We start from the raw sequence: 25,258 nt of genomic DNA, 5'->3' as shown, positions 1-25,258 counted from the left end.
AGGCCACAGTGCACTCGGCGGGCGCCCGCCCATCAGCCGTCTGTCACCAACGTGATGGCTGGGTACACTTAGAGATTCCCCGTGGCGATGGCCAGCATGCGGCGCACCGGCTCGGCGGCACCCCAGAGCAGCTGGTCGCCCACGGTGAACGCGGAGAGGTACTCGGGGCCCATCTCCATCTTGCGCAGGCGGCCCACCGGGATGGTCATGGCGCCGGAGGCGGCGATCGGGGTCAGGCCCGCCATCGAGGCCTCCTTGGTGTTCGGCACCACGGAGACCCACTCGTTGTCCGAGGCGATGATCTGCTCGATCTCGTCCAGCGGGACGTCCCGCGTCAGCTTCAGGGTCAGCGCCTGGGAGTGCGAGCGCAGGGTGCCGATGCGCACGCACAGGGAGTCGAAGGGCACCCGCTGGGCTGCCGAGTGACCGAGGATCTTGTTCGTCTCGTCGCCGGCCTTCTTCTCCTCCTTGGACATGCCGTTGCCGAGGTCCGCGTCGATCCAGGGGATGAGGGATCCGGCCAGCGGCACGCCGAACTGGGAGGCGTCGAGGGAGCCGTCGCGCTGGGCGGCGGTGACCTTGCGGTCGATCTCGAGGATGGCGGAGGCGGGATCGGCCAGCTCGTTCGTGACCACGCCGTGGAGGTCACCGAACTGGGTGAGCAGTTCGCGCATGTGGCGGGCGCCGCCGCCGGAGGCGGCCTGGTAGGTCATGGCGGTGCCCCACTCCACGAGGCCGGCCTTGAACAGCCCGCCCAGGCCCATGAGCATGCAGGAGACGGTGCAGTTGCCGCCCACGAAGTCCTTGACGCCCGCGGCCAGGCCGGCGTCGATGACGTTCCGGTTCACCGGGTCGAGCACGATGATGGAGGAGTCCTCCATGCGCAACGTCGAGGCGGCGTCGATCCAGATTCCGTCCCAGCCCGCGGCGCGCAGTTTCGGATAGACCTCGGAGGTGTAGCCGCCGCCCTGGGTCGTGAGGATGACGGGCAGCTTGGCCAGCGTCTCGATGTCGAAGGCGTCCTGCAGGATGCCCGCATCACCCTGCAGTCCTTCCACGGCGGGCCCCGGCTGACCGGCGGCAGAAGTGGAGAAGAACACCGGGTTCAGGCGATCGAAGTCTCCCTCCTCGGCCATCCGCTGCAGGAGCACGGAACCGACCATGCCGCGCCAGCCGATGAGGCCGACCGTGGGGTTGGCGGCAGGGTCGGAAGCGGTCTGGAGTGCTGAATCTGGGGAAAGCATGCCCCCCAGTCTACTGGCCGGAGCTGTCCTCGGTCAGTGACTTGCGTTTCAGGGTGGCCCACAGTCCGCCGAAGATGAACACCTGGGTGAGCACCACCAGGAACACGACGCCCATCACCACGTTGTCCGTGAAGATCATGACCAGGCCCATCACGGCGGTCACCAGGCCCAGGATCGGGCAGGCGACGAAGGCGATGAACGTCAGGGTGGGCTTGTTCAGCAGCTCGCTCATGAGTGGTCCTCGTGGTCGTCGTGGGCGCGTTCCCACCGCTCGAAGCGGTACCCGGTGCCGGAGTCGGTGCGGTGCTCCTCGAGAGAGGTCCGCGTCCATTGGCCGTCCAGTGCGGGGGCGTACGTGTCACCGGCCGCGTCGGTCTCGATCACGGTGATCTCGGCCAAGGTCGCCACATCCAGCGCCTGCTCGTACAGCGTGGCCCCGCCGATCACCCAGATCAGGTCCAGTCCGTCCGCCTCGCTCGCGGCCTCGAGGGCCTCCTGGAACCCGGGCACGACGACGGCGCCCGCCGCCCGCATGGCGTCTGCCGACTGCTGGCGCCGGGAGACGACGATGTTCGTCCGTCCCGGCAGGGGCCGGAACCTCTCCGGGAACGAGTCCCAGGTGCGCCGGCCCATGATGACCGGGTGGCCGTGGGTGCGGTCCTTGAAGTGGGCGAGGTCCTCGGGCAGGTGCCACGGCATGGAGCCGTCGGCGCCGATGACGCGATCCGGGGTCTGGGCCCAGATCATGCCGATGCGGATGGGGGTACTGTCAGACGGCAATGGGGGCCTTGATCGTCGGGTGGTGCTGGTAGTCGACCAGCTCGAAGTCCTCGAGGGCGTAGCTGAAGATGTCCTCCGGGGTCCGGTTGAACCTCAGCTGCGGGTAGGGGAACGGGTCCCGGGAGAGCTGCTCGGTGACCTGGTCCACGTGGTTGTCATAGATGTGGCAGTCGCCGCCGGTCCAGACGAACTCGCCGGGCTCCAGTCCCGTCTGCTGCGCCATCATCACGGTCAGCAGGGCGTAGGAGGCGATGTTGAACGGCACCCCGAGGAACAGGTCCGCCGAGCGCTGGTACAGCTGGCAGGAGAGCTTGCCGGGGCCGTCGTCCTGCGGGGCCACGTAGAACTGGAACATCGCGTGGCACGGGGGCAGGGCCATCTGGTCCACCTCCGCCGGATTCCACGCGGTGACCAGGTGGCGGCGCGAGTCCGGGGTGGTCTGGATGGAGTCCACGACCTTTGCGATCTGGTCGATCTGCCCGCCGTCCGGGGTGGGCCACGATCGCCACTGCACGCCGTAGACCGGGCCCAGTTCGCCGTCCTCGTCCGCCCACTCGTCCCAGATCCGCACGCCGCGCTCCTGCAGCCAGCGGACGTTGGAATCGCCGCGCAGGAACCATAGCAGCTCCAGCGCCACGGACTTGAAGTGCACGCGCTTGGTGGTGATCAAGGGGAACGATCCGCCGAGGTCGTACCGCAGCTGCCGGCCGAACACACTGCGCGTCCCGGTGCCGGTGCGGTCTGTCTTGGTGGCGCCGGTGGCCATGACATCGGCCAGCAGGTCCTCATACGGGGTGGAGATGCTCACTGCCCCAGTCTACGGTGCGCGTCCTGGACCAGCTCCACGGTCTGCTCTGGGCTGAGTCCCGCCGCCCTCGCCCGGCGCGCGAGGTCCTCGGCAGCCTGCACGACGTCGGCCGGCCAGTCCCGCTCTCGGCCTGCCTCCCGCCCCGGGGGCGTTTCCGCCACCGTCGTGCCGTGCCGGCGCCGGGACACCACGTACCCGGCCGCCTCCAGTTCCCGGTAGGCCCGGGCCACGGTCCCGACGGCGATCCCCAGGTCCGCGGCCAGCGCCCGGACCGAGGGGAGCCGGGAGCCGGGCGTGAGGGAGCCGTCGTCGACCAGGGCGGTGATGCGCGCCCGCAGTTGCTCGAACGGCGGCACCGGCGAGGACAGGTCGAGGACGATCTCGGCGCTCATGCGCGGGGCGCCTCCCGTTCAGCTTCACGCGCGGCCTCCCGCTCGGCCTGGCGTGGCCGGAGCCGGATCCCGGGTACGTCGGGGGCCGGGGCGATCACGCAGGCCACGATGAGGCCGAACAGGGCGAAGACCGTCAGGGTGCGGATCAGGAGCAGGCCGTCCGGCAGGTCATGGAGGGCGAGGTTGACGATGCTGGTGCTGATGAAGCCGTGCCAGACCTGGACGCCCGCGAGGAGGGCAGCACCGGTGACGGACAGAACGCCTGCGGCGCCGACGGCCAGCAGGCGGTTGGCCCCGCCGGTGCGAAGGGCGGCATCCTGCTCGGGCGTGGCATGGCCGAGGGGCGGGCGGTGCAGGGCCAGGCTGGCGAGGGCGAGGGCGGCCAGCGTGAAGACCGCAGTCGTCACGGCGAGGGCGGTGGCCAGTTCGGACTGCTGCCACGTCGTGGTCAGGCAGAGCACGCACCACACCGCGGCCAGGAGCACGGACACACCGAGGGCGTAGACCGGCCAGCGGGACGACCGGCCGGTGGTGGTCGGCTCCCCGGCCGGGCTGTGCCCCCGGCGGACGCCGAACTCGGTGAAGCCCAGGATGACCAGGGCTGCCGCGCAGGGGAGGGCGGACCACAGGAGCATCGACCACGTGTCCCAGGCGGACCCCCAGGCGGGGCCGGCAGACGCGTCCATGGACGAGCCTGTGTGGGGTAGAGCCCAGGAAAAGTATCCGACCAGCGCGGCGATCGGCACCGCGACCATCCACGCCAGGGTCGCCCCGTCCAGGCGCAGCCGCAGCACGGCGCGGGCCGTACCCGGAGGGGACGGCACTCGAGCGGACCGCGGTGCCGGGCCGGCGTCGTACGCCTCCGGATGCTGCACCGTGTGGGAGCCGAGCTCGGCGACGTGCGGTGACCGCCAGAAGAGCAGGACCAGCCACACGAGAAGCGAGGTCAGGCCGAGCCAGGGCATGAAGGGGGTGGAGTAGGGATCGGCAGAACGGAGGGCCAGCGCTGCGTCAGCGCCCGCCCAGGCGTTGAACCCCGCGGCGCCGATGCCCAGCATCATGACCGCCACGGTGCGCAGGGCGCGGTTGACGGCGATGCGCCGCACGAGGTCGTCGTCACGGGGGTGCAGGCCGGTCAGCGTGGGGCGCCGGGCGATGATCCGCAGCACGATCACGAAGCCGACGGCGGCCAGGACCAGGGCCAGCAGCAGCCAGGGCGCGATGTCCCCGCCGCCGCGGGATCCCGGATCGGACCAACTGCTCTCCGAGCCGCCGTACTCGTCACTCCACGTCTCCGTGGTCTCACGCGCCTCCACCGCCGGGGTCTGCCAGGCCAGCACCACCAGTCCGGCGGCGGCCAGCATGATGACGGCGGTGGCGCCGGTCAGGTGGCGGGGGAGGAGTTCGGTGGCGCGGCGGTCGCTCAGGCGGGCCATGCGCACGGGGCCGGTCTGCCGCGGCCACGTGTACTGTGCCACGGCGTACACCAGGACGAAGCCCAGGACCGGGCCGAGGGTGATTCCGAGCGCCTCGTACCACGGCAGGGGAGGCAGCGGGGCGCTGATGATGCTCCGGACAATGTCCCCATCGGTCTCGGTGGTGACCGGGAAGGCGCCGTTGCTGAAGACATCGGTCTGCTCCGGCGTGGCCAGGGCAGCCAGCCCGGAGGTTCCGGAGGCGAAGAGGGCGATCAGTGCCGCGATCATCGCGTGGGTGCGCACGGCCCGCACGGGATCGCCGCGGCCGGGACTCCACGCTGTGCCGCGCAAGACGACGTACAAGAGGCCGAGGCCCACGGCCAGCCCTATGCCGGTGGACCCGGCCCATCCCATGGCGTTGCCCATGTGCTCCCCCTTCGACTGTGTGTCAATGTATCAACCCATTGACACATTCAAAAGGGTGTGGACTAAAGGGGTGTGGACTACTGGCCGCCCTCGAAGACCAACGGCGCGTACTCGGGGTAGCGCCGCAGGTAGTCCTGCACGTACGAGCATTCCGGGACGATCAGGAAGCCCTCGGCCTTGAGCCGCTCCAGCACGATCGTCACCAGCGCGCGGGCGTAGCCGCGGCGGCCGAAGGCCTCGTCGATGATGGTGTGCTGCAGGATCACCACGGTGTCCTCGCCCACGGTCTGCTCCGTGTAGCCGAGGAAGCCGATGAACTGCTCCTTCTGCCACAGTTCGATCCGGCCGCGGTCCGGGTCGCGCTCCACGCGCAGGTCGTCATGGACGATCTTCGGGGTCTCGGTGCTGCTGCCCTGGGTGCTCATGCGATGAGGCTACTTCAGTCGTCCCAGACGTCGTAGACCTCGATCGACACGATTTTCCCGCCGGCGTCCAGGGCCTGCTGGGCCACGATGACCGCACCCGGCTTCAGATAGGGATCCTTGCGGGGCAGGGCGGTCAGCACGGCGTCCCGGGATTCCGATGCCCCGTTCGCCAGCACCTCGTCCTTGAGCGCCTCGAGGATCTCCGGCAACACCGGCCGATGGGTGCACAGCAGGGTCGAGCGCTGCTTGCCCAGCCGGGCGGCCATCTCCTTGCGCGACTTCTTAGGCTTGTTCTTCGCCGTCTTCTCGTTGAAGGCAGCCATCTCCTTGAACCCGCGCTTGGTGTCCTTCACGTACGGGGTCACCGTCTCCACGCAGCGCAGGTACGGGGACGTGATGACCCTGTCCGGGTTCCAGGCCCCCAGCAGACGACGCACGGACATCGCCTGCCGCTGTCCCGTGGCCGCGAGCGGCCGCCGGTCCTCCGCGCGGGACCAGGAGGAGCGGGGCTTCGCCTTCGCGTGGCGCAGGATGATGAACGGGGCGGTGCGCAGGGCCTTGTTGCGGTGGGCTGCGACCAGGGCCTCCAACGGCTCGCGGTCCGTGGCATTGGTCAGGGCGGCGCGCGCCTTCTTGACGCTCATCCACTCGGTGCGGTCCACCTCGCGGCCGTCCGGGACAGGGGTGGTCCGGGAGGCCTCGGCGGCCCAGTACCAGACCTCCTTGGGCGTCTTGGAAGCGCCGATGGTGTAGCGGGTCGTCGGCAGCGGCAGCCCCAGGTCCACCACCAGCCCGATCTCCTCGCGGACCTCCCGCACCGCGCATTCCGGCAGGGTCTCGCCGTCGTCCAGCTTGCCCTTGGGCCAGGACCAGTCGTCGTACTGGGGGCGGTGGATCACCAGTACCTCGAGCCCCTGACCGGAGGTGCGCCAGGGAACCACCCCGGCGGCGAGGACCGGGGCGGAGGGTGCGGCGTCGTGGAAGTCGGCGGTCGAGCGGGCTGCAGTCTGGGGCATGCGGGATCCACTTTCGGAAAAGGGGGCGTGGCGCCCCATCGTATCCGGCGCTGAACGTTCGGTGGCCAAGACCGGCCAAGGCTTCAACTACCCGCGCGGGGTGTACATCACATCGGTGTCCCAGCGGACGAAACCGAGCTTGCGGTAGAGCTCCACGGCCGCGGTGTTGTCCGCGTCCACATAGAGCATCACCGCCTCCACGCCCTGCTGCTGCAGGTAGCGGATGCCCGCCACCGTCAGCACCCGGCCCAGGCCGCGGCCCTGCGCCTGAGGGCTGACCCCGACCACGTAGACCTCGCCGAGCGGCGGATGCCCCTCGGCGCCGGGGTGGATCTTCGTCCAGTGGAAGCCCAGCAGTACTCCGTCGGCGTCCTCGGCCAGGATGAACCCGGCTGGATCGAACCACGGTTCGGCCTTCCGGGCGTCCAGGTCGGTCTGGTCCAGCGAGCCCTGCTCGGGGTGGTCGGCGAAGGCCGCGGCATTCGTCTCCAGGAACGAGGCGTCGTCCGCGCCGGGCACGAAGGACCGCAGGGTGATGCCCTCGGGTGCGGTGCCGTCCCACACGCTGGTGCGGTGGGAACCGTTCTCCACGTCGTCCTGGGACACCTGGTGGGTGAGGCGCAACCGCAGCAGCTCGCGGACCGGCGTGTAGCCGAACTGCTCGGCCAGGCGGGCCGCGGCAGCATGGTTGCCGTGCGCCCAGGCGTTGTACTTCTCGGTCAAGCCGGCATCCAGTTCCCGGGCCAGTGCGGTCGCCACTCCCTGGGAACGGCAGCTGGGGTGCACCACCAGTTCGAGGGTTCCCGGCCCGGCACCAGGCCCCGCGGAGATGGCGACGGCGGCGCCCGCCAGTTCGCCGTCACGGCCGTCCTGGTGGTCCAGCCACGCGGTGACGGTCCGGACCAGGTCCGGGTCGTCCGTGGTGCGCAGCTCGACCCAGGTCTGGTCGGAGAACGGGGGATTGCCGTCGGCGGACTCGGCCGCCTCGGCCAGGGCCGTCAGGTCGCGCAGCAGCCCGGAATCCAGGCGGCCGGCACTGGTGGACAGGGACGGGGATTCGTGCGGGTGGTCCATGGGGCCACCCTAGTCGTTGCGCGGGTTATTCTCCCGGGCCGTCGCGCGGAACGAAGCGGTATCCCACGTTACGCACGGTGCCGATCAGCTGCTCCTGGTCCGGGCCCAGCTTGGCGCGCAGCCGGCGCACATGGACGTCCACCGTGCGCGTGCCGCCGAAGTAGTCGTAGCCCCACACCTCGTGGAGCAGCTGTTCGCGCGTGAAGACCCGGCCAGGGTGTTGCACGAGGTGCTTGAGCAGCTCGAACTCCTTGAAGGTGAGGTTCATCGGCACGCCGTTGACCTGGGCCGTGTACGTGGTGGCATCCACGAAGATCCCGGAGGCGCGGATCGGCTGGTCCGAGCCCGGGGCGTCCCCGGGTGCGGGGAGGGTGGCCAGCCGCAGCCGGGCCGTCACCTCGGCCGGGCCCGCCGTGTCCAGCAGGAAGTCGCGGGCCCCCCACGCGGGGGAGAAGCCCGCCAGGCCGCCCTCGGTCAACACCGGGAGCAGCGGCAGCGAGGGGGAGGCGGTCGAGAGGGCCCGGCACAGGTTGCGGGCGCCGGTCAGGTCTCGGCGGGCGTCCACCAGGACGACGTCGGCCTCGGGGTGGCGCAGCAACGCCTCGGCCCGCGGTGGGCCGGCGACGGTGCGGTGGTCCAGGAAGGCGAGAGCCTCGAGAATCGATTCGGGTTCGGCGGACGCTCCGGAGAGCAACAGCAACAGGGCCAAGGTGGACTCCTCTCCGGGTCAGGACGATTATACGGACTTGGACAATGGCAGGATGGACGCGTGAAGCATCCATTGTTGGCCGCCGCGGCCGCGATCACCGCCGTGCTCGTGGGGGCCGCCTGCCTCGGCGGACCCTGGTTCTCGGTCGCCATCGCCGCGGTCCTGGTCATCGTGGCCGCCCTGGGCTGGCCCCAGCTGCTCGGGGCACCGGCACGGAAATCCCTCACGGCTGTCCTCGGCGTGTCCGGGTTGGCGGCCGTCGGTGCCGTGTCGCTGTGGCCCGGCCAGGGTCCCGGAGAGGGCCCCACCGCCTTCGGCGCGTCATTGATCGAACCCATTGCCGTCTGCGTGGCGCTGGGCGTGGTGGCGGCGTTCATGGTCCAGCTCTTCCGGGGCTCCGGCAGCCCCCAGCGGCTGGAGTCCACGGCCGGCACCATCACCGGCGTGGCGGTGATCTGCGCCGGCGCCGGGTGGGTCGCCCTCGCCCGGTTCGATGCCGGCCCGCTCGCCGTCTCCGTCGGCCTCTCGCTGGCGCTCGCGGCCCTGGCAGGGTTGGTGCCGTTCCCCGGCCGGAGCGGCCGCGGTCTGGCCGCTGGGCTCTCCCTGGTCCTGGCCGGCGTCGTCCCCGTGGTTCTGGAGCCGCTGTGGCCGGCCTCCTGGGGCGCGCTGCCCCTGCCGGCTGCCGTGGTGGCCGGGCTGTTGGGCGGGCTGGTGCTCGTCCTGACCGGACGCACCGCCCCGGACCGCGGGCTGGGCAGGCCGCTGGGGCGCCGTGCCGCGGTGGCCCTGGGGGTGGCACCCGTGGCGGTCGTGGGACTGCTGACCTATTTTGTGTTCAGGATCATGCCGGTCTGACCGGCGGGAGGAGTAAACATGTCTGAGGAAATGGCCGCCGCGAACTACACGGTGGCGTTGGAAGAGGGCGGTGACGACGCGTTCGAGCGGGTCTTCCGCTTCGTGGGCGGCGTGCTGACCCAGGTCCTGGGAGGCTCCGGGGCGGACGTCGTCGGGGTCTCCGTGGTGGTGCGCCGGCGCAGCGACGAGGAGGAGGTCCTGCGGATCGATGCCGTAAACCAGCAGGACGGGGATCAGATCCTGCAGGCGATCCAGCGGGACCTGGACACGTACCCCTCGGACGAGTTCGTCACCTTCTGGCTCGAACAGGTCCAGCACGGACGCCATGTGGCCGGCCGGGACGCGGACGGCACGCGCCTCGAGTAATCCCGCACGCGGGGGCGACCGGTCTGGAGTAGGATCGGGGCATGTCCCTTCTTGCACTCGAGGTCTTCTTCACCGTTCTTCTCGTCATCGCCGGACTGGCCATGGCCGCGTTCGCCGTGCTCGTGGTCTCCGGCCTGTACAAGGGCCAGCGCTGAGCATTCGTGCCCACTGAACTGCCTTTTGACCTGACCCCGGAGCTCGCTCCGCTGTCCTGGCTCATCGGCGCGTGGGAGGGGCAGGGCCGTCTCGGTTCCGGCGAGGAGGGTACCGAGATCTTCTACCAGCGGGTCGACTTCACCGACCATCGCCTGCCGTTCATCGAATACCGTGCCGAGTCCTGGCTGAGCGAGGCGGACGGCACCCTGCTCCGGCTCCTGACCGTGGAGAACGGCTTCTGGTCGCTGGACCGAGACCGCCGCGACGGCGACGTCGGTCCCGGGATGAGTCCCGGGGACGTGGTGCCGGTCCTCCGGTCCGCCGATGACGTGGAGGCCTTCCGCCGTGAGGACGGGTCCTTCCCGATCACCGCGCAGATCTCCCACCCCGGTTCCCTGACCGAGCTCTACTACGGCGTCATCAAGGGCCCCCAGCTGCAGCTGAAGACCGACTCCGTGCTGCGCGGTTCGGCGGCCGGCCCCTATGAGGGTGGCTCCCGGATCATGGGCCTGGTCAACGGCCAGTTGTTCTGGCGCTGGGACGCCACCCACCACGCTGGTGCCGGTGAAGAGCCGCACGCCTCGGCCATCCTGGACCGGATGCCCGATCCCACCCAGGGGCGCCTGGCCCCCGGCAGCCCCCGCACCTCGAACTGAGATTGAGGCCCCGCATGTTGTCTGTTCCTGGAGCAGTGGCCGGCAACGGCCCCGACGCTTCCGTAGCCGCCCATTACGGCCAGCCCACCGCAGAGCAGCGGGCTCTGGATGCCGGCACCGCCGTGGTCGATCTCTCCCACCGTGGCGTCGTGACCGTCTCCGGTCCGGACCGTCTGACCTGGTTGCACGTGCTGACCAGCCAGAAGCTCGACCGACTGGCACCGGGGACCTCCACGGAGACCCTCTTCCTGGACGTCCAGGGCCGCATCGAGTTCGACTGCCACCTGGTGGACGACGGTGAGACCACGTGGCTCACCGTCGAGCCCGGGGAGAACGCAGGCCTGGCCGACTGGCTGCAGAAGATGAAGTTCGCCTCCCGCGTGGAGATCGCGGATCGCATCGGCGAGATCGCCGTGGTGGGATCCACCGCAGCGATCCCCGGGTGGGACGAGCGGGAGGACATCGCCCGCTGGGAAGACCCGTGGCCCCGCATCGGCGAGGGCGGCTTCCCCTACACCGATGACCCGGATCCTGCCCAGCACCCCGCCGCGGACTGGTCCTGGAACGAGTACCTGGTGCCGGTGTCGTTGCTGGAGGAGCTGGCTGAACCATCGAGTCGTACAACGTCGAGCGGGGGCTCCGCCCTGCCCGAGGGGTGGACCCTCGCCGGGACGATGGCCTCCGAGGCGTTGCGCATCGCCGCCCTGCGGCCGCGGCACGGGATGGACACCGATGAGCGCACGATCCCGCACGAGATCGATCTGGTCCGCACCGCCGTGCACCTCGAGAAGGGGTGCTACAAGGGCCAGGAGACGATTGCCCGCGTCCACAACCTGGGACGTCCTCCCCGTCGGCTGACGTTCCTGCAACTCGACGGCTCCGGCCACACCTTGCCCGCTCCAGGTTCTGACGTCATCGTGCGTCCCGAATCCGAGGCGGAGGCCGCCACCGCTCGATCGGTCGGCACCGTCACCTCGGTGGCCCAGCACCATGAGATGGGCCCGATCGCCTTGGCCATCCTCAAGCGCAACACCGACCCCACGGCCGAGCTCCTGCTCCGCGACGGCAACGCCGAGGACGGCTGGTCCTTCACCGCGGCCACCCAGGAGACCGTGGTCTCTCCGCAGGCAGGCCAGGTCGTCGGACGCCAGTCCGGGTTCATCCGCAAGGGTGCTCGCTGAGCAGGTCCTACCCCAGTTGGTCCAGCTCCAGCCGGCCTCGGCCTAGTCGATCCTGCCTCAGTCGGGCCAGTCGCAGCCGGCCTCGGCCTAGTCGGTCCGCCTAGGCAGCCCTCGCGTACTCCACCCGCGTTCCGGGCCGGATCCGCGGCCCCATAAGGTCAACGGTTCTGATGTGCTCTTTGGTTCTGGGGCAGTCACCGGTTCTGAGGCCTTCGAGATCCCTGTGTCGGCCCCCTGCGAGGAGCGGCGTGGATGCCGGCAGCCTCACCGTTACGGGGGAATCTGTGGCACAGGCCGGATCCCTTGTTCCGCGCCGACGTTCGACAATGCCAGCGTCATCGCGAACGCCAACGCCAATGTCATCGACGTCAATGACGGCGCGAGGTGCCGGGGCGGGGCTCGCGGGGATGGCAGTGGCGGATGCGTTGGGCGGTGTGGACGCGATGGGTGGTGTGGACGAACCAGGTGTGGACGCGATGGGTGGTACGGACGAACCAGGCGCGGATGCGTCGGGTGGTGCGGAGAGCGGCCGGGACCGACTGGAATAGCGGTGTCCCGTTGGGGTCGTGATCTCGAGTTCGTTCGGGGATGCTCGATGCGACCATCCAGGGTGTTCCTTGGTGTAGTTGCAGCGAGCGCAGAGGCCGGAACCATTGCCGTAACTGGTGGGGCCGCCCTGACGATGAGGCGTGGCATGGTCGATGTGACGGATGGGTGCCCCGCAGTACGGCGTGCGGCAGATATTGTCCCGCAGAACGATCATGCGGCGTAGCTTGCCGGAGAACTCACGGAGCTGCGAGTCCATTGCCACCAGCTGTCCGGTCTCGGGTGACGTGTAGAGCCGGCGCAGGAACACCCTGGCCTCGGCGATCTCGTCGGTCTCGGGAATCTCAATGGCATCGGCGGCCTCGGGGGGCGCGGATGGTCCGGCGGCGGATGGTCGAGCGGCGAGATCGACGTCGCGCGTGCTAAGGGTCGACCCGTCTGCAGCTCCATGAGAAGTCTCGCCCGAAGTTCCCTCCGAAGTTCCCTCCGAAGTCTCGCCCGAAGTCTCGCCCGAAGTCTCGCCTGAAGCACCGCTTGAAGGCCCGCCTTGAGTGGCGCTGACGGCGAGTAGTTTCCGGGCGACGGCGGCCGGCAGGGGCCCGTGACCGGGGATCCACGCAGGTTCGTCGTCACCGGCGAACAGGGCGGCGTCCGTCATGATGAGCTGGACTTCCACCGGTGAGGCTTCGTCCGAGCTGCGGCCGGTGAGGCGTTCGACCATGATGTCAGTGAGGACCTGCTGGGGGCTGCGCCCCGCGGCTTCTCCGAAGGCCACCGCCGACCCTGCCTGGTCGGTCAGGGCCTGAAAGCAGGCAGCGGCTTCCAGGGCGGGCAGGAGGGCCGTCAGGTAGGCCATTCCGTTTTCAGCGGGCTTGAGGTTCACATGCCGGGTGGCCACGGCTTGGTCGTATTGCTCCGCTGCCGCCTCGGGATCTGCGCGATGTGCCACCGCTTGGGTCTCCAGCTTGAGATCGTGGATTCCCAGCACGGGGAGTCGGTCTGCCAGCGTGGAATCGACGCTCCGGCGGGCCTGCTCGGGAAGCCAATGGGTGTGCCGTTCCACCGTCGCGGCATGTTCCTCGCTGATCTGGCCGCATTGCAAGGCGGAGAGGGTGTTCGTCAGATCCCCGGTGAAGTGGAGGGCCTGGCGCAGTTGGATGCTGCCGCGCTGTTGGCTCACGCGGCGGGCCAGTGCGACCTCAGCACCCAGTCCGCGCCCACGCTGGGACGCCGGTATGCCGCGAGCCGCCTCCTCGCGGTGCCGGTGCTGGTGGAGGGCCGCCGTCTCGCGGGCCTGGGCTGCAGCACAGGCGGCCTTGAGGTCCTCCAATGCGCGGATCCGGGTGATGGCCTCGGCCTCGCGTGCCACGGCAGCCAGATCCTCATCGCTCGGACCGAAGCGAGGCTTGGGAGTGTGTGCTGCATCGGGCGTGGTGGTGTCGGAATCATGGTCGAAGGAGCCAGGGCTGCCGACGTCGAGGCTGGCCGATATCGTGGCGGCGGGAATCATGCCAGCGAGGGACACACGAAGGGCGATGAGCGACCGGGCGTCCTCCAGTGTGGGAACCGTCGGCATCTCGACGGTCTGGCTGGCATCGGCGCGCCCGGAGGTGTCCCCTGGGACTGATGTGCGCCCTGCCGAGTCGAACATGTGTACTACTCTACGGGTGATGACGGACACGGTAAAGAGAAGTGGTCCCGGCTGGGGATAAGTTGCTTCCCTGCTGCTTCCCTGCTTCCCTGCTTCCCGCTCGCTGTGGAGGGCGTGGTCCCGCCGGTCGGCTACTCGTCCCGAGCGGACAGCACGCAGAATTCATTGCCGTCCGGATCGGCGAGGACAGTCCAGGTGGCGTCCTCCGGTTCGCCGACGTCGATGAGGGTGGCCCCCAGCGCCTCCAGACGGTGGATCTCCGCGTCCCGGTCGTCCGAGGTATGGGGCGCGAAATCCCAGTGCAGGCGGTTCTTGCCGGACTTCTGATGCTCCACCGGGACGGAGACCATGCCGGGCGGAACGCGGTGGAACGGCAACGAGTCCGAGAGTTCGGCCGACCAGCGGGGGATCACCACGGACTCGAGATCGGATTCATAGGCGATCTCCCAGTCGAGCGCCGTCGCCCACCACCGCGCCCGGGCTCGGTGATCCGTTGATTCCACCACTGTCGAATACCACCTCAGGGACATGCCAACAGGGTAGGTCGGGCTTCAGCTGAGTGAATAGCGTCGACCCGCTGGCCAGCACCGACGGTCCCGCGAGCCCCTACTGGTTGAACAGCACCGTCGTCTGCGAGCCTGCGAGTTCGAATCCCAGCGACGCCGCCACCCGCTGCGCGCCGGCGTTCCCCAAGGCGGCCCGCCACTGGGGGATGAGCCCCTCGGTGAAGGCCTCCTCCATGGCGATCGCCCCCGCGTAGGCACCGAGGCCCCTGAGGCGGACATCGGGCCGGACCAACACGCCCAGGTGGCCGATGAGGCCCTGCCATTCCTCATACCCCGCGCCCGCGACCGGCTGGCCGGTCGGGGTGCCCGTGCCGTCGTCGGGAATGAGGGTGAAGGTGGAGTCCAGGCCGGACAGGCCCACCTCGGTGACGTCGTCCGCGGGGCACTGGGCCTCGAGTTCCCGGGCATCGGAAGCCTCGTAGGACACCGAGACGGAGGAGGAGCGGGCGATGTCCGGGATGTCCTCGGCGTAGTAGAGCACCCACTCGCCGAGGGAGCGGGCGGAGTGACCGGAACCCAACCGGATCATGGTGGACTCCAGGGCTAGCTCCTCGTCGTGCAGGCCGCGGGCGGCCTCCAGCAGCCAGGCCGGCCCGTACAGCACGGAGGACCCGTACAGCCGGACGAACGTGGCGATCTGGTCGTCCTCGCCCTGCTGCGAGTCGGCATCGGTCGGCACCTCGATCCGGCGCCCACCAGAGGATGAAGAGGAAGAAGAGGATGAAGCAGCAGTGAAGGCGCCGTCGTCCAGCCCCAGGATCCGGGACCAGGCCAACTCGATGATCTGGCGGGTGTGGGCGTTGACGGGCATGCACTCCACGCTACCCCTCCACGCCACCCCGCCGGGCCCGACGCCGGCCCGCCGGCTACCGGCCGAACAGCACCTTGGCCTCGTCGTAGCGGTGCTGGGGGACCTCCTTGAGGCCGTCCAGCGCTGCGCCCAGGGACACCTGGACGATCTCGGTGCCGTTGAGGGCGACCATCTGGCCGAACCGGCCCTGCGCCACCAGGTCGATGGCACCCATCCCGAAGCGGGTGGCCAGGACGCGGTCGAATCCGGTGGGCGCCCCGCCGCGCTGGATGTGGCCCAGGACGGTGCTGCGGGTCTCGATGCCGGACGTCTCCTCGATCTGCTGCGTGACCCACTCGCCGATCCCGCCCAGCCGCGCGCGCCCCGAGGCGTCCGCGCCGGCCTCGGACAGGGGGTCGTCGTGGCCCTCGGGGATGAAGCCCTCGGCCACCACCACGAGCGGTGACCGTCCACGGTCGTGCACCTGCTTCACCCACTCGCACACCTGCTCCATGGAGGTGCGCTGCTCCGGGATGAGGATCGCGTGCGCGCCGGCGGACATGCCCGAGTGCAGGGCGATCCAGCCGACGTGGCGGCCCATGACCTCGGCGACCATGCAGCGGTGGTGGGACTCGCCCGTGGTGCGCAACCGGTCCATGGCATCGGTGGCGATGGAGACCGCGGTGTCGAAACCGAAGGTGTAGTCCGTGGCCTTGAGGTCGTTGTCGATGGTCTTCGGCACGCCGACCAGGGGCACGCCGTCGTCGGACAACCGCTTCGCGCCGGCCAGCGTGCCCTCGCCGCCGATGGCGACCACCGCGTCCAGGCCCAGCTCTGCCATCCGCGCCTTGATGTTCTCCGGCCCGCCGCCCGGGTGGTCGTACGGGTGGGTGCGTGAGGTGCCGAGGATGGTGCCTCCCGTCCGGGCCAGCCCCCGGACCCTCTGGCGCGGAAGGTCTTCGACGTCGCCCTCGATCAGCCCCCGCCACCCGTCCCGGATGCCGACCAGTTCGTAGTCGTAGGACTTGATCCCGTGCAGGACCGCCGAGCGGATGACGGCGTTGAGACCGGGGCAGTCCCCGCCGCTGGTGAGGAGGCCGACGCGCATGTGGTGCCTTTCTGGAGGGGACACTGGAGGCTCTGGAGGGGACGAGGGCGGGCTAGAGCGGACGCTGCGTTCCGGGGAACACGCGCTCCAACGGAATCGTGTTGTCCTGCCACGGCAGCAGCACCCAGGCCACCAGGTACGTGGCAACGCCGATGAACGGCAGGATGAAGCTGAGCAGAACGACAATCCTGACCAGCGTAGGGTCCCAGCCGAATTTTGCCGAGAGTCCGCCGGCAACGCCGCCGACCCACCGCTTCGGGCCGCGGCGGAAGGGGATGTTCCTCAGGGAACGGTAGAAGGTGTCCATGGTGCTCCTCGATGCGTTTTGGTATGTGATTGGGGTGGACTAGGACGACTTGCTGCGGGCCGCGCCGGCGATGCCACCGGCCACCAGGGCCACGCCGCCGACCACGGCCAGGCCGATCATCACCAGAACCGGGTCGAGGTCCCAGTCAAGCACGGTCACGGACAGTGACCACAGGGCCAGCAGCAGGGCAATCACGCCCCAGACCAGGGTTCCGGTGCGGAGGGCGGATTTCTCCGGCCCGACGTCGGCCGGTCGGGTGTCGCTGTCCATGCGATGGGCGGCGTAGTCCCGGTCGTGGACAGTGCCCCGCGTGATCTCGTCCTCGAGGGCCTGGTCCTCGTCGTGGGTGGGGTCGTGGGAGAAGTCGTGGGGATGGGTGCTCATGTCATTCACTCCTGGGCAGTCTTGGCTAATCGACGTCAGTTCTGGGTGGTGCTGGTGGTGGTCGGGGCCTCGGCGCGGACGTTCAGGGTGGAGAAGGAGACGTCCGCCTCCACCACGATCTGCTCGTCACCGGGGGCGTCCACCACCTGGAGGCGGCCGGCGTCGTCGGTCCCGACGGAGGGGGAGTTGACGCTGCCGAAGGAACTGTCCGCGTCCAGGAAGACGTCCACGTCGTTCGGGACCACGAGGTCGGCCGTGGAGAAGCTCAGGTTCACGTCCACCGGGGTGGCCTCGGCGGCGCTGGATCCCGTGAGCTGCCGCAGGTCGATGGTGCCCTCGCCGAAGCTCAGCTCGTATCCCTCGGTGACGCTGCCGGTGACCACGCCGCCGTCCCAATTGCCGGTGTCCGTCCAGTTCGTGCCCCAGGGGCCGTCCTGGACGTAGGCGCCGGCGGTCGCGCCCACCACGGGGATCGCGAGGATCGCGGTGGTGACGGTCAGTCCGCCACCGCCGCGGCCGGCGATGGCCCCCGCGATGACGCCGATCGCCATGACAGCCAGCGCCGTGGCCAGGCTGGCGGCCCAGATGACGGGCCAGGCGGCCGTGAAGACGTCGAGATAGCGCAGCAGCGAGACCGCGGCACCGGCCAGCACCGCCAGCCCGACGACGACCAGCTGGGTCGCGCCGGACAGCGACGGCGGGGTGCGGTCGGCCGGGGGAGTGGGCGGCACTGTCGAAGCCGTGTGAGCAGGGTCGGCGCGTCGGTAGTCGGGCTGGTAGGGGTATGAGGCGGTGGCGCTCATGGGTTCGGGTCCTTCCGGGGAACGGTGGGCAGTGTCGGCAGTGCTGCCAGTGCCGGCGGCGGGGGTCGAATACCAACCGGTATCCGTGGGTGCCACGTAGAGGGGCTGGGTGGCCTGGGCGCTGGGCTGGCTTTCGGGGTGTGCACCGGTCAGGTCTCCGGGTTGGGAGGGTTCCGGGCCGGCGGCCGGGTCGGTGCCGGACGGAAGCTCCCGGGGGCGGCCGCGCTCGCCGTTCTGGGACAGGACCAGCCAGACGAAGAAGCCGATGATGCCCAGGCCGATCACGCTGCCGAAGCTCCAGAAGCCGTCGCTCCCGCCGAGGAAGCCGGGCCAGTTGAAGAGGTTGCCGATGCCGAGCACGGTGAAGACGAGCGCGCCGGTCATGCCGGCGGTCCACCGTCCCTGACCGGCCTCCTGGGAGTGGACGCGGCCGTCCGGCTCGGGCAGGAACATCCAGGCGAGCCCGAAGAACAGCACCGTCAGTCCGGAGGTGAGCAGGGTTAGGACCACGAACAGGGCGCGGCCCAGGGTGCGGTCCATGCCGATACGGTCGGCCAGGCCGGCGACGACGCCACCCATCCAGCGGTGGGGGGAGCGCACGGTGTGCAGCGAGTCGATCCAGGTGTAGAAGCCGCTGGTGCTGCCGGGGGCGGGGTTCTCGTTCATGTCTCCATCGTTCCGCCTGCGGGTCCCGGGCGGTATCCGGGGAGCCCCTGATCGGACCCGGAGAACCCCCGGATCTACGTCCGTAGCGCCACCCGGACGCCGCCGACTGAGGCAGGATGGAGGCATGACCACTGTCCTCACCCGCCCCCGGGAGCACCGGGCCATCGCCGGCGTCTGCGCCGGCCTGGCCCGCCATCTCGGTCTGCCCGTGGCCTGGGTGCGGGTCGGGGTCGTGGCCCTGGCGCTGCTCAGCGGGGTCGGCGTGGTGTTCTACGCCTGGTTGTGGATCTTCGTCCCGGATGAGCAGGAGGCCGTCGTCGGGGCCGCCGAACCCGTGCGTGGCGCCGCCGAGCAGACCCGGACGTGGGCCTTCGGCGACCGGCTGGGCGACCGGCTCGGCAGTTCGGCCGGCCGCGGCTGGCAGGTCATCGTCGGCATCGTGCTCCTCGTGCTGGCCGCGGCCCTCGGTCTGCAGATGACCGGGATCCGGCTGAACTGGGGCCTGATCGGGCCGGTCGCCGTCGTGCTCCTCGGGGTGGCGCTGGCCTGGCTGCAGCTCGACTCCCTCCGGGGCGATGCCACGGACCGGGCCGGGAGGACCCACCGCATCACCTCCCTCGTGCTCGGCCTGCTGCTGGTCATGGCCGGTATCCTGGCGCTCGCCGCCGGGCTCGTCGGTGCCCAGGACATGTGGCTGGGTCTCGTCGTCGCCATCGTCATCCTGGCCGGCGTCGTGCTCGTGGCCGCACCGTGGGTGATCAAGCTGTGGCGGGACGCCGCCGCGAAGTCGTCCGCGCTCGCCGTCCAGACCGAACGCGCGGAGATCGCCGCGCACCTGCACGACTCCGTGCTCCAGACCTTGGCGCTGATCCAGAAGAACGCGGACGACTCGGCCATGGTCGCCCGGCTGGCCCGCGCCCAGGAGCGAGACCTGCGCCAGTACCTCTACGCCGACCCGACCCGCCCCGACGGCAGCCTGACGGACCGGCTCCAGGACCTGGCGGCCGCCATCGAGGACGACCACGGCCAGCCGATCGAGGTCGTCACGGTCGGCGTGGCCACCGGGCCCTGGCTCGACCCGCTGCTGCAGGCCTCCCGAGAGGCCATGCTCAACGCGGTGCGCCACGCGGGGCCGGCGCGCGTCTACGCCGAAGCCGGCCCGGCCGCCGTCGAGATCTTCGTCAAGGACCGAGGCGACGGCTTCGACCTGGACGCCATCCCGCAGGACCGTCTCGGCATCCGCGAATCCGTGGTCGGCCGCATGGAGCGCGCCGGCGGGACGGCCACCATCTCCACCGGCGAGGGCGGCACGGAGGTCCGCCTGCACCTGCCGGTGCCCGAGCACGCCACTGGCCGTGGCACAGAAGAGGCCACAGAAGGGGCAACACCATGACCACACGCGTTGTCATCGTCGACGACCACGCCATCTTCCGCACCGGCCTGAAGGCCGACCTGGATCCGGCGGACATCGCGGTGGTGGGGGAGGCCGGTGACGTCGACTCGGCCATCCGGATCATCCACGAGCTCGAGCCGGAGGTGGTGCTGCTGGACGTGCACCTGCCCGGCGGCAAGGGCGGCGGCGGGGCCGAGGTCGCGGCGTCCTGCCAGGACCTGGCCCCCGAGGTCAGGTTCCTGGCGATCTCCGTGTCCGACGCCGCCGAGGACGTGGTCTCCGTCATCCGCGCCGGCGCCCGCGGCTACGTCACCAAGACCATCTCCGGGGCGGAGGTGTCCGCGGCCGTGCAGCGGGTGGCCGGCGGCGACGCCGTGTTCTCGCCCCGGCTGGCCGGCTTCGTCCTGGACGCCTTCGGCACCGCGGACGTGGCCGTGCGGGACGAGGAGCTCGACCTGCTCTCGGCCCGCGAACTCGAGGTCATGCGGCTGATCGCCCGTGGCTACACCTACCGCGAGGCCGCGAAGGACCTGTTCATCTCCGTGCGCACCATCGAGACCCATGTGTCCAACGTGCTGCGCAAGCTCCAGCTCTCCAACCGCCACGAGCTCACGCGCTGGGCGGGGGAGCGGGGGCTGCTTTAGATCCGGAACTCCGTGTCCGCCAGCGCCACCACGTCCGCCTCGTGGTGCGTGACGAGCACCGTGGTGCGCCCGGTCAGGACCTCGGCCAGCAGCTCGCGGATCTGCGGGACCACCTGGGCGTCCAGGGCGGACAGCGGCTCGTCCAACAGCACCAGCTCCGGCCCCGAGGCCAGCACCCGGGCGATCGCCGTGCGTTGCGCCTGGCCGCCGGACATCTCCCCGGGCCGGCGTGAGGCCAGCTGCCCCACGCCCACCCGCTCGAGCCAGTCCCGGGCCGCTTCGCGTCGGTCCCTCCGGCCCACGACGCCGGCGCGGGCCAGCCCGAAGGCGACGTTCGCCTCGGCCGTGAGGTGGGGGAAGAGCAGGGGGTCCTGCGTCAGGTAGCCGACATTCCGGCGTCGTGCCGGGATCCAGTTGTGCTCGTCGAAAAGGGTCATGTCCCCGAGCCGGGCGTGCCCGGTCTCCGGGCGCAGCCAGCCGGCGAGGGCGGACAGCACCGTGGACTTGCCGGATCCGTTGGGCCCGGTCAGGGCCAGGGTCTGGCCCTCGTCCACGGTGAAGGCGAGGTCCACCCCGCGTTCGGGGACGACCACGCGGCAGTCCAGGCCTGTCATGACTGTGCCCCCGTCCGCCGGCCGGCTCGGCGTCTATCCCTGCGCCCATAGGCCACGGTGATGACCACGAGGGCCACCACCACGAGCACGAGGGAGAGGGCGACGGCGGCCTCCGGATCGGTCTCGCGCTCGAGGTAGACCTGCAGCGGCAGGGTGCGCGTGGTGCCCTGCAGGGAGCCGGCGAAGGTGATCGTCGCACCGAACTCGCCCAGGGCGCGGGCGAAGGTCAGCACCAGTCCGGCGACGAGCCCGGGCACCAGGAGCGGCAGCGTCACGGTGAGGAACGTGCGCAGCGGGGAGGCTCCCAGGGACAGCGCGGTGCGCTCATGGGCCTCACCGCGTGTCAGCAGGGCACCTTCGAGCGCCACCACCAGGAACGGCAGGGACACGAAGACCTGCGCCATGACCACGGCCGCTGACGTGAATGCGATGTCGATCCCGAGCAGTTGCAGATGCTCGCCGATCAGCCCGCGCCGCCCGAACGCCTCGGTCAGCGCGATCCCGCCGACCACCGGCGGGACCACCAGCGGCAGCAGCACCAGGGACCGGGCGAAGCTGCGGCCCGGGAAGTCCAGCCGGGTGAGAACGAGGGCCAGCGGGGTGCCGATCACCAGGCAGATCGCGGTGGCCGTCAGCGCGGTCCGCAGGGACAGCCCGAGGGCGTCCAGGGCGGAGGGTGAGGTGAGCAGTTCGGGCAGCCGGGTGAGGTCCACGCCGGCCACCAGGGCGACGAACGGCACCAGGAGCACGGCCCCGCCCAGGATCCCGACGACGGCCAGCCCGGCCGGCGGGCGGACCCGCACCTCTCGGTTCCGTGCCTCCCAGACCCGCACCTCTCGGTTCGGTGTCAATCCTGCCGCGCGCCCCGGACGAGCCGTCACGGAGCGCCGAACCCGTCGGCCTCGAGCACCGACTGGCCGTCCTCGGAGAGCACATAGTCGACGAAGCGCTGGGCCAGTTCAGGGTGCTTCGGGCCGTTCTCCGCGGCAGCGGCCAGCACGGTGATGGGGTAGGTGTTCACGGCGGAGTGGGCGTTCTCGAGCTCGATGGCGTTCACGGACTCACGAGCACCGGCACCGAGAGCGTCCGTGACATAGACCAGGCCGGCGTCGGCCTCGCCGGAGGTGACCTTGCCGAGCACGTCGGTGACGCTGGCCTCCTCGCTGACGGGGGAGAGCTCCACGCCGGCGTCCTCGGCCACGTCGAGGGCGGCGCGGCCGCAGGGGACTTGGGGGGCGCAGACCACGAGCTTCACGCCCTCGGCCGCCGCGTCCTCGAGGGAGGTGATGTCGGGGATATCGGCCGAGGTGTCGGCCGGGATGTCGGCCGGGGTGACGAGCGTCAGGACGTTGGTGGCGAACGGTTCCGGCTCCCCGGAGTTCTCGCCGGCCGCCACGACCGTGTGCATGTTCGGTTCGTCGGCCGAGGCGAAGACGTCGGCGGGGGCACCGGCCAGGATCTGCTCCGCGAGGGAGGACGAGCCGGCGACGTTGTATTCGACCTCGACTCCCGGGTTCTCCTGCTCGAAGCCTGCCGCCAGTTCCTCGAAGGAGTCGCCGAGGGACGCTGCCGCGAAGACGGTGAGGGTGGTGCCGGATTCCGCGGAGCCACTTGCGCTGCAGCCGGCCAGGACCACCCCGGATCCCACGATCGCGGATCCCACGATGAGTCCCAGGGCAAGGCCGCGGTTGCGTCCGGTACGGCCCCGCATCAGCCGTCCGCCCGTTCGGTGCGTTCTGCTCGTTCCGTTCGTTCGGTTCGTTCCGTGCGTTCCATCCGTTCCACGATGACGGTGGTCGCCTTCACGATGGCCGTGGCGGGCATCCCCGGCTCGAGGCCGAGTTCCCGGGCCGCCTCCGCGCTCATGAGGGAGACCACCCGGAAGGGGCCGCACTGCAGCTCCACCTGGGCCATGACGGTGTCCATGACCACGTCCGTCACCAGCCCGTGGAAGCGGTTCCGTGCTGAGGAGGGGACGCCGTCGTCATCGGCGCCGTTGAGGGTGCTGTTGCCGTCCTTGACCAGCCGGGCCACCTCGACACCGTCGACGGCGGCCCGGCCGGTCCCGTCCGTGTGGGCGCTGAGCCGGCCGGAGGCGACCCACCGGCGGACGGAGTCGTCACTCACGCCGAGGAAGCGGGCGGCCTCAGAGATCCGCAGAAGCGTCATACAGGACACCCTAGGCGACGCAACTGCGGATCAGAACCTCGGATTGATCCGCACTTGCACAGTCCACCAGCCGATTGGGGGGAGGGCTGCCAGGCGAGACTAACGGGCGAGGAGCTGCTGGATCCGGCCGATGCCCTCGGCGAGGTCGTCGTCGCCCAGGGCGTAGGACAGGCGCAGGAAGCCCGAGGGGCCGAAGGCCTCGCCGGGCACGACGGCGACCTCGGCCTCGTCCAGGATGTAGCCGGCCAGCTCCGCCGATGTCTGGTGCTGGTGTCCATCGCCCAGCGCACCGCGGACGTCCACGTACGCGTAGAAGGCCCCGGCCGGCGTCGGGCAGGAGAATCCGGGCACCGCGTTGAGGCCCTCCACGATGGCCTTGCGGCGGCGGTTGAAGGCCGTCTTCATCTCCTCGACGGCGTCCAGCGGGCCGGCGACGGCGGCGAGGGCCGCGCGCTGGGAGACGTTCGCGACGTTCGAGGTGGCATGCGACTGCAGGTTGGTGGCCGCCTTGATGATGTCCACCGGACCGGCCATCCACCCCACGCGCCAGCCGGTCATGGCGTAGGTCTTGGCCACGCCGTTGAGGATGATGACCTGCTCGGCCATCTCCGGCACGGCGGCGGCGATCGAGGTGAAGGGGACGTTGTCATAGGTGAGGTGTTCGTAGATCTCGTCCGTGACCACCCAGAGGCCGCGGGATACGGCCCACTGTCCGATCGCGGCGGTCTCCTCCGGGTCGTACACGGCCCCGGTGGGGTTGGAGGGGGAGTTGAACAACAGCACCTTGGTCCGCTCGGTGACCGCGGCCTCGAGCTGGTCCACCGTGACCTTGTAGCCGGTCTCCGGGCCGGCGAACACCTCCACCGGCACGCCGCCGGCCAGGCGGATGGACTCGGGGTAGGTGGTCCAGAACGGGGTGGGGACGATGACCTCGTCGCCCGGATCCAGCAGGGTCGCGAAGGTGTTGTAGACGGCCTGCTTGCCGCCGTTGGTCACCAGGACCTGCTGGGGCTCGATCTCGAATCCGGAGTCACGCAGCGTCTTCTCCGCGATGGCCTGCTTCAGCTCGGGCAGGCCGCCGGCGGGGGAGTAGCGGTGGTTCTTGGGGTCCTGGGCGGCGTTCACGGCGGCCTCGACGATGTACCCCGGGGTGGGGAAGTCGGGTTCACCGGCGCCGAAGCCGATCACCGGTCGCCCGGCGGCCTTGAGGGCCTTGGCCTTGGCGTCGACGGCGAGGGTGGCGGATTCGGCGATCGAGCCGATGCGCTCGGAGACGCGGCTGCGGGGCGGGGTGGGCTGCGAGGTGGACAGCGAGCTAGACATGGGGTCCTTCCGGCGGGTGGTTTCCGGGGGTCGTCGCGATCCAGCCTAGTGGTACCCGGCACAGCTGTGGCTGTGTGCGCGCCCCGGAGAAGCGGCCGGTTCGACTCACTGCCCCCGATGGCGTAAAGTTGATCCCCGGTGTTGAAAAGCACCAGGCTGGGCCGTGCCGTGGGAAACCACTTCCGGCCCCTAGGGTAGTGGCGCAATTGGTAGCGCAGCGGTCTCCAAAACCGCAGGTTGCAGGTTCGAGTCCTGTCTACCCTGCGCAGGGTGGTCTTTCGGTGATCCGAGAAGCCCCCGGCAGGACAGTTTCAGTGTCGACCTAGCAAGTGAGGCCACGTGACCGAGGCAGTTGCGAACAGCACCGGGGACCAGAACCCCGGCACGCCACGGAAGCGCGGTTTCTTCGGCAGAATCGCCCTGTTCCTGCGGCAGGTGGTGGACGAGCTCAAGAAGGTCGTCACCCCCACCCGTGAGGAGCTGGTGAAGCTCACGGGCGTCGTGCTCGCCTTCGTGATCTTCATGATCTTGCTGGTGACCTTGTTGGACTTCTTGTTCGGCATGGGCGCCTCCTTCGTCTTCGGCGACGGCAGCGTCTGACGCTTCCCGCCGGTGGACGCATGCCCTGCCGGAAGTACGTTGAACGCGTGAAGAAAGCAGGAACCAGTGTCCGAGCAGGAACTCGAACCGCAGGCCGACGCCCTCGCTGAGGCTGACGCCCTCGAAGAGGAGCAGTCCCAGCCGTCTCAGGACCCCAAGACTGCTGAGGACGCCGCCGTCGCCGGTGA

The 25,258-nt window shown here is 70.1% G+C and carries 29 protein-coding genes and 1 tRNA gene; 8 read left to right on the top strand and 22 right to left on the bottom strand.

What is annotated here, in order from left to right; genetic code table 11:
* Positions 1-68: 68 nt before the first annotated feature.
* The 10 genes from asd to ACFFIO_RS03200 all read right to left on the bottom strand — a co-directional run bounded on the left by asd (position 69) and on the right by ACFFIO_RS03200 (position 8,292).
* Positions 69-1,244, bottom strand: coding sequence for an aspartate-semialdehyde dehydrogenase (gene asd, locus ACFFIO_RS03245; protein ID WP_378040163.1), 1,176 nt, complete (start codon positions 1,242-1,244; stop codon positions 69-71).
* A gap of 10 nt (positions 1,245-1,254) precedes the next feature.
* Positions 1,255-1,476, bottom strand: coding sequence for an NF038396 family protein (locus ACFFIO_RS03240; RefSeq protein ID WP_378040162.1), 222 nt, complete (start codon positions 1,474-1,476; stop codon positions 1,255-1,257).
* Positions 1,473-1,991, bottom strand: coding sequence for a dihydrofolate reductase (locus ACFFIO_RS03235; RefSeq protein ID WP_378040161.1), 519 nt, complete (start codon positions 1,989-1,991; stop codon positions 1,473-1,475). The genes ACFFIO_RS03240 and ACFFIO_RS03235 overlap by 4 nt, the downstream gene beginning before the upstream one ends.
* 22 nt (positions 1,992-2,013) lie before the next feature.
* Positions 2,014-2,790: a thymidylate synthase gene (locus ACFFIO_RS03230; RefSeq protein ID WP_378040166.1), complete on the bottom strand. Its 777-nt coding sequence runs from the start codon at positions 2,788-2,790 to the stop codon at positions 2,014-2,016.
* 38 nt (positions 2,791-2,828) lie between these two features.
* Entirely contained in the window at positions 2,829-3,224 is a 396-nt protein-coding gene (locus ACFFIO_RS03225) for a GntR family transcriptional regulator (RefSeq protein ID WP_378040160.1), read from the bottom strand.
* Positions 3,221-5,068: a hypothetical protein gene (locus ACFFIO_RS03220; RefSeq protein ID WP_378040159.1), complete on the bottom strand. Its 1,848-nt coding sequence runs from the start codon at positions 5,066-5,068 to the stop codon at positions 3,221-3,223. The genes ACFFIO_RS03225 and ACFFIO_RS03220 overlap by 4 nt, the downstream gene beginning before the upstream one ends.
* A gap of 77 nt (positions 5,069-5,145) precedes the next feature.
* Positions 5,146-5,493, bottom strand: coding sequence for a GNAT family N-acetyltransferase (locus ACFFIO_RS03215; RefSeq protein ID WP_378040158.1), 348 nt, complete (start codon positions 5,491-5,493; stop codon positions 5,146-5,148).
* 14 nt (positions 5,494-5,507) lie between these two features.
* Positions 5,508-6,509, bottom strand: a complete 1,002-nt coding sequence (locus tag ACFFIO_RS03210) for an NUDIX hydrolase (protein WP_378040157.1) — start codon at positions 6,507-6,509, stop codon at positions 5,508-5,510.
* 87 nt (positions 6,510-6,596) lie between these two features.
* The gene (gene mshD / locus ACFFIO_RS03205; protein WP_378040156.1) at positions 6,597-7,583 is read right to left on the bottom strand and encodes a mycothiol synthase; all 987 of its coding nucleotides are present in this window, start codon (positions 7,581-7,583) and stop codon (positions 6,597-6,599) included.
* 25 nt (positions 7,584-7,608) lie between these two features.
* Positions 7,609-8,292, bottom strand: a complete 684-nt coding sequence (locus ACFFIO_RS03200) for a winged helix-turn-helix transcriptional regulator (RefSeq protein ID WP_378040155.1) — start codon at positions 8,290-8,292, stop codon at positions 7,609-7,611.
* A 60-nt stretch (positions 8,293-8,352) separates the two neighbouring features.
* Here ACFFIO_RS03200 and ACFFIO_RS03195 point away from each other — a divergent pair, with 60 nt between their 5' ends.
* The 4 genes from ACFFIO_RS03195 to ygfZ all read left to right on the top strand — a co-directional run bounded on the left by ACFFIO_RS03195 (position 8,353) and on the right by ygfZ (position 11,506).
* Positions 8,353-9,147, top strand: coding sequence for a hypothetical protein (locus tag ACFFIO_RS03195; protein WP_378040154.1), 795 nt, complete (start codon positions 8,353-8,355; stop codon positions 9,145-9,147).
* Between the two features lie 18 nt (positions 9,148-9,165).
* On the top strand, positions 9,166-9,513 hold the full coding sequence (locus tag ACFFIO_RS03190) for a hypothetical protein (protein ID WP_378040153.1): 348 nt from the start codon (positions 9,166-9,168) through the stop codon (positions 9,511-9,513).
* Positions 9,514-9,674: 161 nt separating this feature from the next.
* Complete coding sequence (locus tag ACFFIO_RS03185; RefSeq protein WP_378040152.1) at positions 9,675-10,325, top strand: nitrobindin family protein; 651 nt, start codon at positions 9,675-9,677, stop codon at positions 10,323-10,325.
* A 14-nt stretch (positions 10,326-10,339) separates the two neighbouring features.
* A complete protein-coding gene (gene ygfZ / locus ACFFIO_RS03180; RefSeq protein ID WP_378040151.1) occupies positions 10,340-11,506 on the top strand; it encodes a CAF17-like 4Fe-4S cluster assembly/insertion protein YgfZ in 1,167 nt (388 codons plus the stop codon).
* A 100-nt stretch (positions 11,507-11,606) separates the two neighbouring features.
* On the opposite strand, the gene ACFFIO_RS03175 is transcribed toward ygfZ, so the two are convergent.
* The 7 genes from ACFFIO_RS03175 to ACFFIO_RS03145 form a co-directional block, all read right to left on the bottom strand.
* A complete protein-coding gene (locus tag ACFFIO_RS03175) occupies positions 11,607-13,628 on the bottom strand; it encodes an HNH endonuclease (RefSeq protein WP_378040150.1) in 2,022 nt (673 codons plus the stop codon).
* A gap of 206 nt (positions 13,629-13,834) precedes the next feature.
* On the bottom strand, positions 13,835-14,233 hold the full coding sequence (locus ACFFIO_RS03170) for a VOC family protein (protein WP_378040149.1): 399 nt from the start codon (positions 14,231-14,233) through the stop codon (positions 13,835-13,837).
* A gap of 76 nt (positions 14,234-14,309) precedes the next feature.
* Positions 14,310-15,080 (bottom strand): GNAT family N-acetyltransferase, encoded by a 771-nt coding sequence (locus ACFFIO_RS03165; RefSeq protein ID WP_378040148.1) that lies wholly within the window; start codon positions 15,078-15,080, stop codon positions 14,310-14,312.
* Positions 15,081-15,135: 55 nt separating this feature from the next.
* Positions 15,136-16,167 (bottom strand): 6-phosphofructokinase, encoded by a 1,032-nt coding sequence (locus tag ACFFIO_RS03160; RefSeq protein WP_378040147.1) that lies wholly within the window; start codon positions 16,165-16,167, stop codon positions 15,136-15,138.
* Between the two features lie 52 nt (positions 16,168-16,219).
* Positions 16,220-16,474, bottom strand: coding sequence for a PspC domain-containing protein (locus ACFFIO_RS03155; RefSeq protein ID WP_378040146.1), 255 nt, complete (start codon positions 16,472-16,474; stop codon positions 16,220-16,222).
* Positions 16,475-16,513: 39 nt separating this feature from the next.
* The gene (locus ACFFIO_RS03150; protein ID WP_378040145.1) at positions 16,514-16,858 is read right to left on the bottom strand and encodes a hypothetical protein; all 345 of its coding nucleotides are present in this window, start codon (positions 16,856-16,858) and stop codon (positions 16,514-16,516) included.
* A 35-nt stretch (positions 16,859-16,893) separates the two neighbouring features.
* Positions 16,894-18,327 carry a PspC domain-containing protein gene (locus ACFFIO_RS03145; protein ID WP_378040144.1) on the bottom strand — a complete coding sequence of 478 codons (1,434 nt, stop codon included), beginning with the start codon at positions 18,325-18,327 and terminating at the stop codon, positions 16,894-16,896.
* 124 nt (positions 18,328-18,451) lie between these two features.
* On the opposite strand from ACFFIO_RS03145, the gene ACFFIO_RS03140 reads away from it, so the two are divergent.
* A complete protein-coding gene (locus ACFFIO_RS03140) occupies positions 18,452-19,720 on the top strand; it encodes an ATP-binding protein (protein ID WP_378040143.1) in 1,269 nt (422 codons plus the stop codon).
* Positions 19,717-20,364 carry a response regulator gene (locus ACFFIO_RS03135; protein WP_115931925.1) on the top strand — a complete coding sequence of 216 codons (648 nt, stop codon included), beginning with the start codon at positions 19,717-19,719 and terminating at the stop codon, positions 20,362-20,364. Before ACFFIO_RS03140 ends, ACFFIO_RS03135 begins: the two co-directional genes overlap by 4 nt.
* Here the strand turns inward: ACFFIO_RS03135 and ACFFIO_RS03130 are convergent.
* From ACFFIO_RS03130 to ACFFIO_RS03110, 5 genes are all read right to left on the bottom strand, one after another.
* Positions 20,361-20,978, bottom strand: coding sequence for an ATP-binding cassette domain-containing protein (locus tag ACFFIO_RS03130; RefSeq protein ID WP_378040142.1), 618 nt, complete (start codon positions 20,976-20,978; stop codon positions 20,361-20,363). The genes ACFFIO_RS03135 and ACFFIO_RS03130 overlap by 4 nt on opposite strands.
* Positions 20,975-21,781 (bottom strand): ABC transporter permease, encoded by an 807-nt coding sequence (locus ACFFIO_RS03125; RefSeq protein WP_378040141.1) that lies wholly within the window; start codon positions 21,779-21,781, stop codon positions 20,975-20,977. The genes ACFFIO_RS03130 and ACFFIO_RS03125 overlap by 4 nt, the downstream gene beginning before the upstream one ends.
* A gap of 74 nt (positions 21,782-21,855) precedes the next feature.
* The gene (gene modA, locus ACFFIO_RS03120) at positions 21,856-22,689 is read right to left on the bottom strand and encodes a molybdate ABC transporter substrate-binding protein (RefSeq protein ID WP_378040140.1); all 834 of its coding nucleotides are present in this window, start codon (positions 22,687-22,689) and stop codon (positions 21,856-21,858) included.
* Positions 22,689-23,147, bottom strand: coding sequence for a TOBE domain-containing protein (locus ACFFIO_RS03115; RefSeq protein ID WP_378040139.1), 459 nt, complete (start codon positions 23,145-23,147; stop codon positions 22,689-22,691). The genes modA and ACFFIO_RS03115 overlap by 1 nt, the downstream gene beginning before the upstream one ends.
* A gap of 99 nt (positions 23,148-23,246) precedes the next feature.
* A complete protein-coding gene (locus ACFFIO_RS03110; RefSeq protein WP_378040138.1) occupies positions 23,247-24,470 on the bottom strand; it encodes a pyridoxal phosphate-dependent aminotransferase in 1,224 nt (407 codons plus the stop codon).
* Between the two features lie 191 nt (positions 24,471-24,661).
* Here ACFFIO_RS03110 and ACFFIO_RS03105 point away from each other — a divergent pair.
* Both ACFFIO_RS03105 and secE read left to right on the top strand, forming a co-directional pair.
* Positions 24,662-24,734: transfer RNA gene (locus ACFFIO_RS03105), tRNA-Trp, on the top strand.
* Positions 24,735-24,809: 75 nt separating this feature from the next.
* Positions 24,810-25,070: a preprotein translocase subunit SecE gene (secE, locus tag ACFFIO_RS03100; RefSeq protein WP_378040137.1), complete on the top strand. Its 261-nt coding sequence runs from the start codon at positions 24,810-24,812 to the stop codon at positions 25,068-25,070.
* The last annotated feature ends 188 nt before the right edge of the window (positions 25,071-25,258 follow it).

Source organism: Citricoccus parietis, assembly GCF_042433045.1.
Taxonomy (GTDB): domain Bacteria; phylum Actinomycetota; class Actinomycetes; order Actinomycetales; family Micrococcaceae; genus Citricoccus; species Citricoccus parietis.
The sequence above is the reverse complement of the archived record's forward strand: the minus strand, read 5'-3'. Positions and strand labels throughout refer to the sequence as shown.

Bases quoted from the DNA above. Each gene is read 5' to 3' on its own strand.
- asd (WP_378040163.1), bottom strand. From the start codon at position 1,244: ATGCTTTCCCCAGATTCAGCACTCCAGACCGCTTCCGACCCTGCCGCC.
- ACFFIO_RS03240 (WP_378040162.1), bottom strand. From the start codon at position 1,476: ATGAGCGAGCTGCTGAACAAGCCCACCCTGACGTTCATCGCCTTCGTC.
- ACFFIO_RS03235 (WP_378040161.1), bottom strand. From the start codon at position 1,991: ATGATCTGGGCCCAGACCCCGGATCGCGTCATCGGCGCCGACGGCTCC.
- ACFFIO_RS03230 (WP_378040166.1), bottom strand. From the start codon at position 2,790: ATGGCCACCGGCGCCACCAAGACAGACCGCACCGGCACCGGGACGCGC.
- ACFFIO_RS03225 (WP_378040160.1), bottom strand. From the start codon at position 3,224: ATGAGCGCCGAGATCGTCCTCGACCTGTCCTCGCCGGTGCCGCCGTTC.
- ACFFIO_RS03220 (WP_378040159.1), bottom strand. From the start codon at position 5,068: ATGGGCAACGCCATGGGATGGGCCGGGTCCACCGGCATAGGGCTGGCC.
- ACFFIO_RS03215 (WP_378040158.1), bottom strand. From the start codon at position 5,493: ATGAGCACCCAGGGCAGCAGCACCGAGACCCCGAAGATCGTCCATGAC.
- ACFFIO_RS03210 (WP_378040157.1), bottom strand. From the start codon at position 6,509: ATGCCCCAGACTGCAGCCCGCTCGACCGCCGACTTCCACGACGCCGCA.
- mshD (WP_378040156.1), bottom strand. From the start codon at position 7,583: ATGGACCACCCGCACGAATCCCCGTCCCTGTCCACCAGTGCCGGCCGC.
- ACFFIO_RS03190 (WP_378040153.1), top strand. From the start codon at position 9,166: ATGTCTGAGGAAATGGCCGCCGCGAACTACACGGTGGCGTTGGAAGAG.
- ygfZ (WP_378040151.1), top strand. From the start codon at position 10,340: ATGTTGTCTGTTCCTGGAGCAGTGGCCGGCAACGGCCCCGACGCTTCC.
- ACFFIO_RS03175 (WP_378040150.1), bottom strand. From the start codon at position 13,628: ATGCCGACGGTTCCCACACTGGAGGACGCCCGGTCGCTCATCGCCCTT.
- ACFFIO_RS03170 (WP_378040149.1), bottom strand. From the start codon at position 14,233: ATGTCCCTGAGGTGGTATTCGACAGTGGTGGAATCAACGGATCACCGA.
- ACFFIO_RS03165 (WP_378040148.1), bottom strand. From the start codon at position 15,080: ATGCCCGTCAACGCCCACACCCGCCAGATCATCGAGTTGGCCTGGTCC.
- ACFFIO_RS03160 (WP_378040147.1), bottom strand. From the start codon at position 16,167: ATGCGCGTCGGCCTCCTCACCAGCGGCGGGGACTGCCCCGGTCTCAAC.
- ACFFIO_RS03155 (WP_378040146.1), bottom strand. From the start codon at position 16,474: ATGGACACCTTCTACCGTTCCCTGAGGAACATCCCCTTCCGCCGCGGC.
- ACFFIO_RS03150 (WP_378040145.1), bottom strand. From the start codon at position 16,858: ATGAGCACCCATCCCCACGACTTCTCCCACGACCCCACCCACGACGAG.
- ACFFIO_RS03145 (WP_378040144.1), bottom strand. From the start codon at position 18,327: ATGAACGAGAACCCCGCCCCCGGCAGCACCAGCGGCTTCTACACCTGG.
- ACFFIO_RS03140 (WP_378040143.1), top strand. From the start codon at position 18,452: ATGACCACTGTCCTCACCCGCCCCCGGGAGCACCGGGCCATCGCCGGC.
- ACFFIO_RS03135 (WP_115931925.1), top strand. From the start codon at position 19,717: ATGACCACACGCGTTGTCATCGTCGACGACCACGCCATCTTCCGCACC.
- ACFFIO_RS03130 (WP_378040142.1), bottom strand. From the start codon at position 20,978: ATGACAGGCCTGGACTGCCGCGTGGTCGTCCCCGAACGCGGGGTGGAC.
- modA (WP_378040140.1), bottom strand. From the start codon at position 22,689: ATGCGGGGCCGTACCGGACGCAACCGCGGCCTTGCCCTGGGACTCATC.
- ACFFIO_RS03115 (WP_378040139.1), bottom strand. From the start codon at position 23,147: ATGACGCTTCTGCGGATCTCTGAGGCCGCCCGCTTCCTCGGCGTGAGT.
- ACFFIO_RS03110 (WP_378040138.1), bottom strand. From the start codon at position 24,470: ATGTCTAGCTCGCTGTCCACCTCGCAGCCCACCCCGCCCCGCAGCCGC.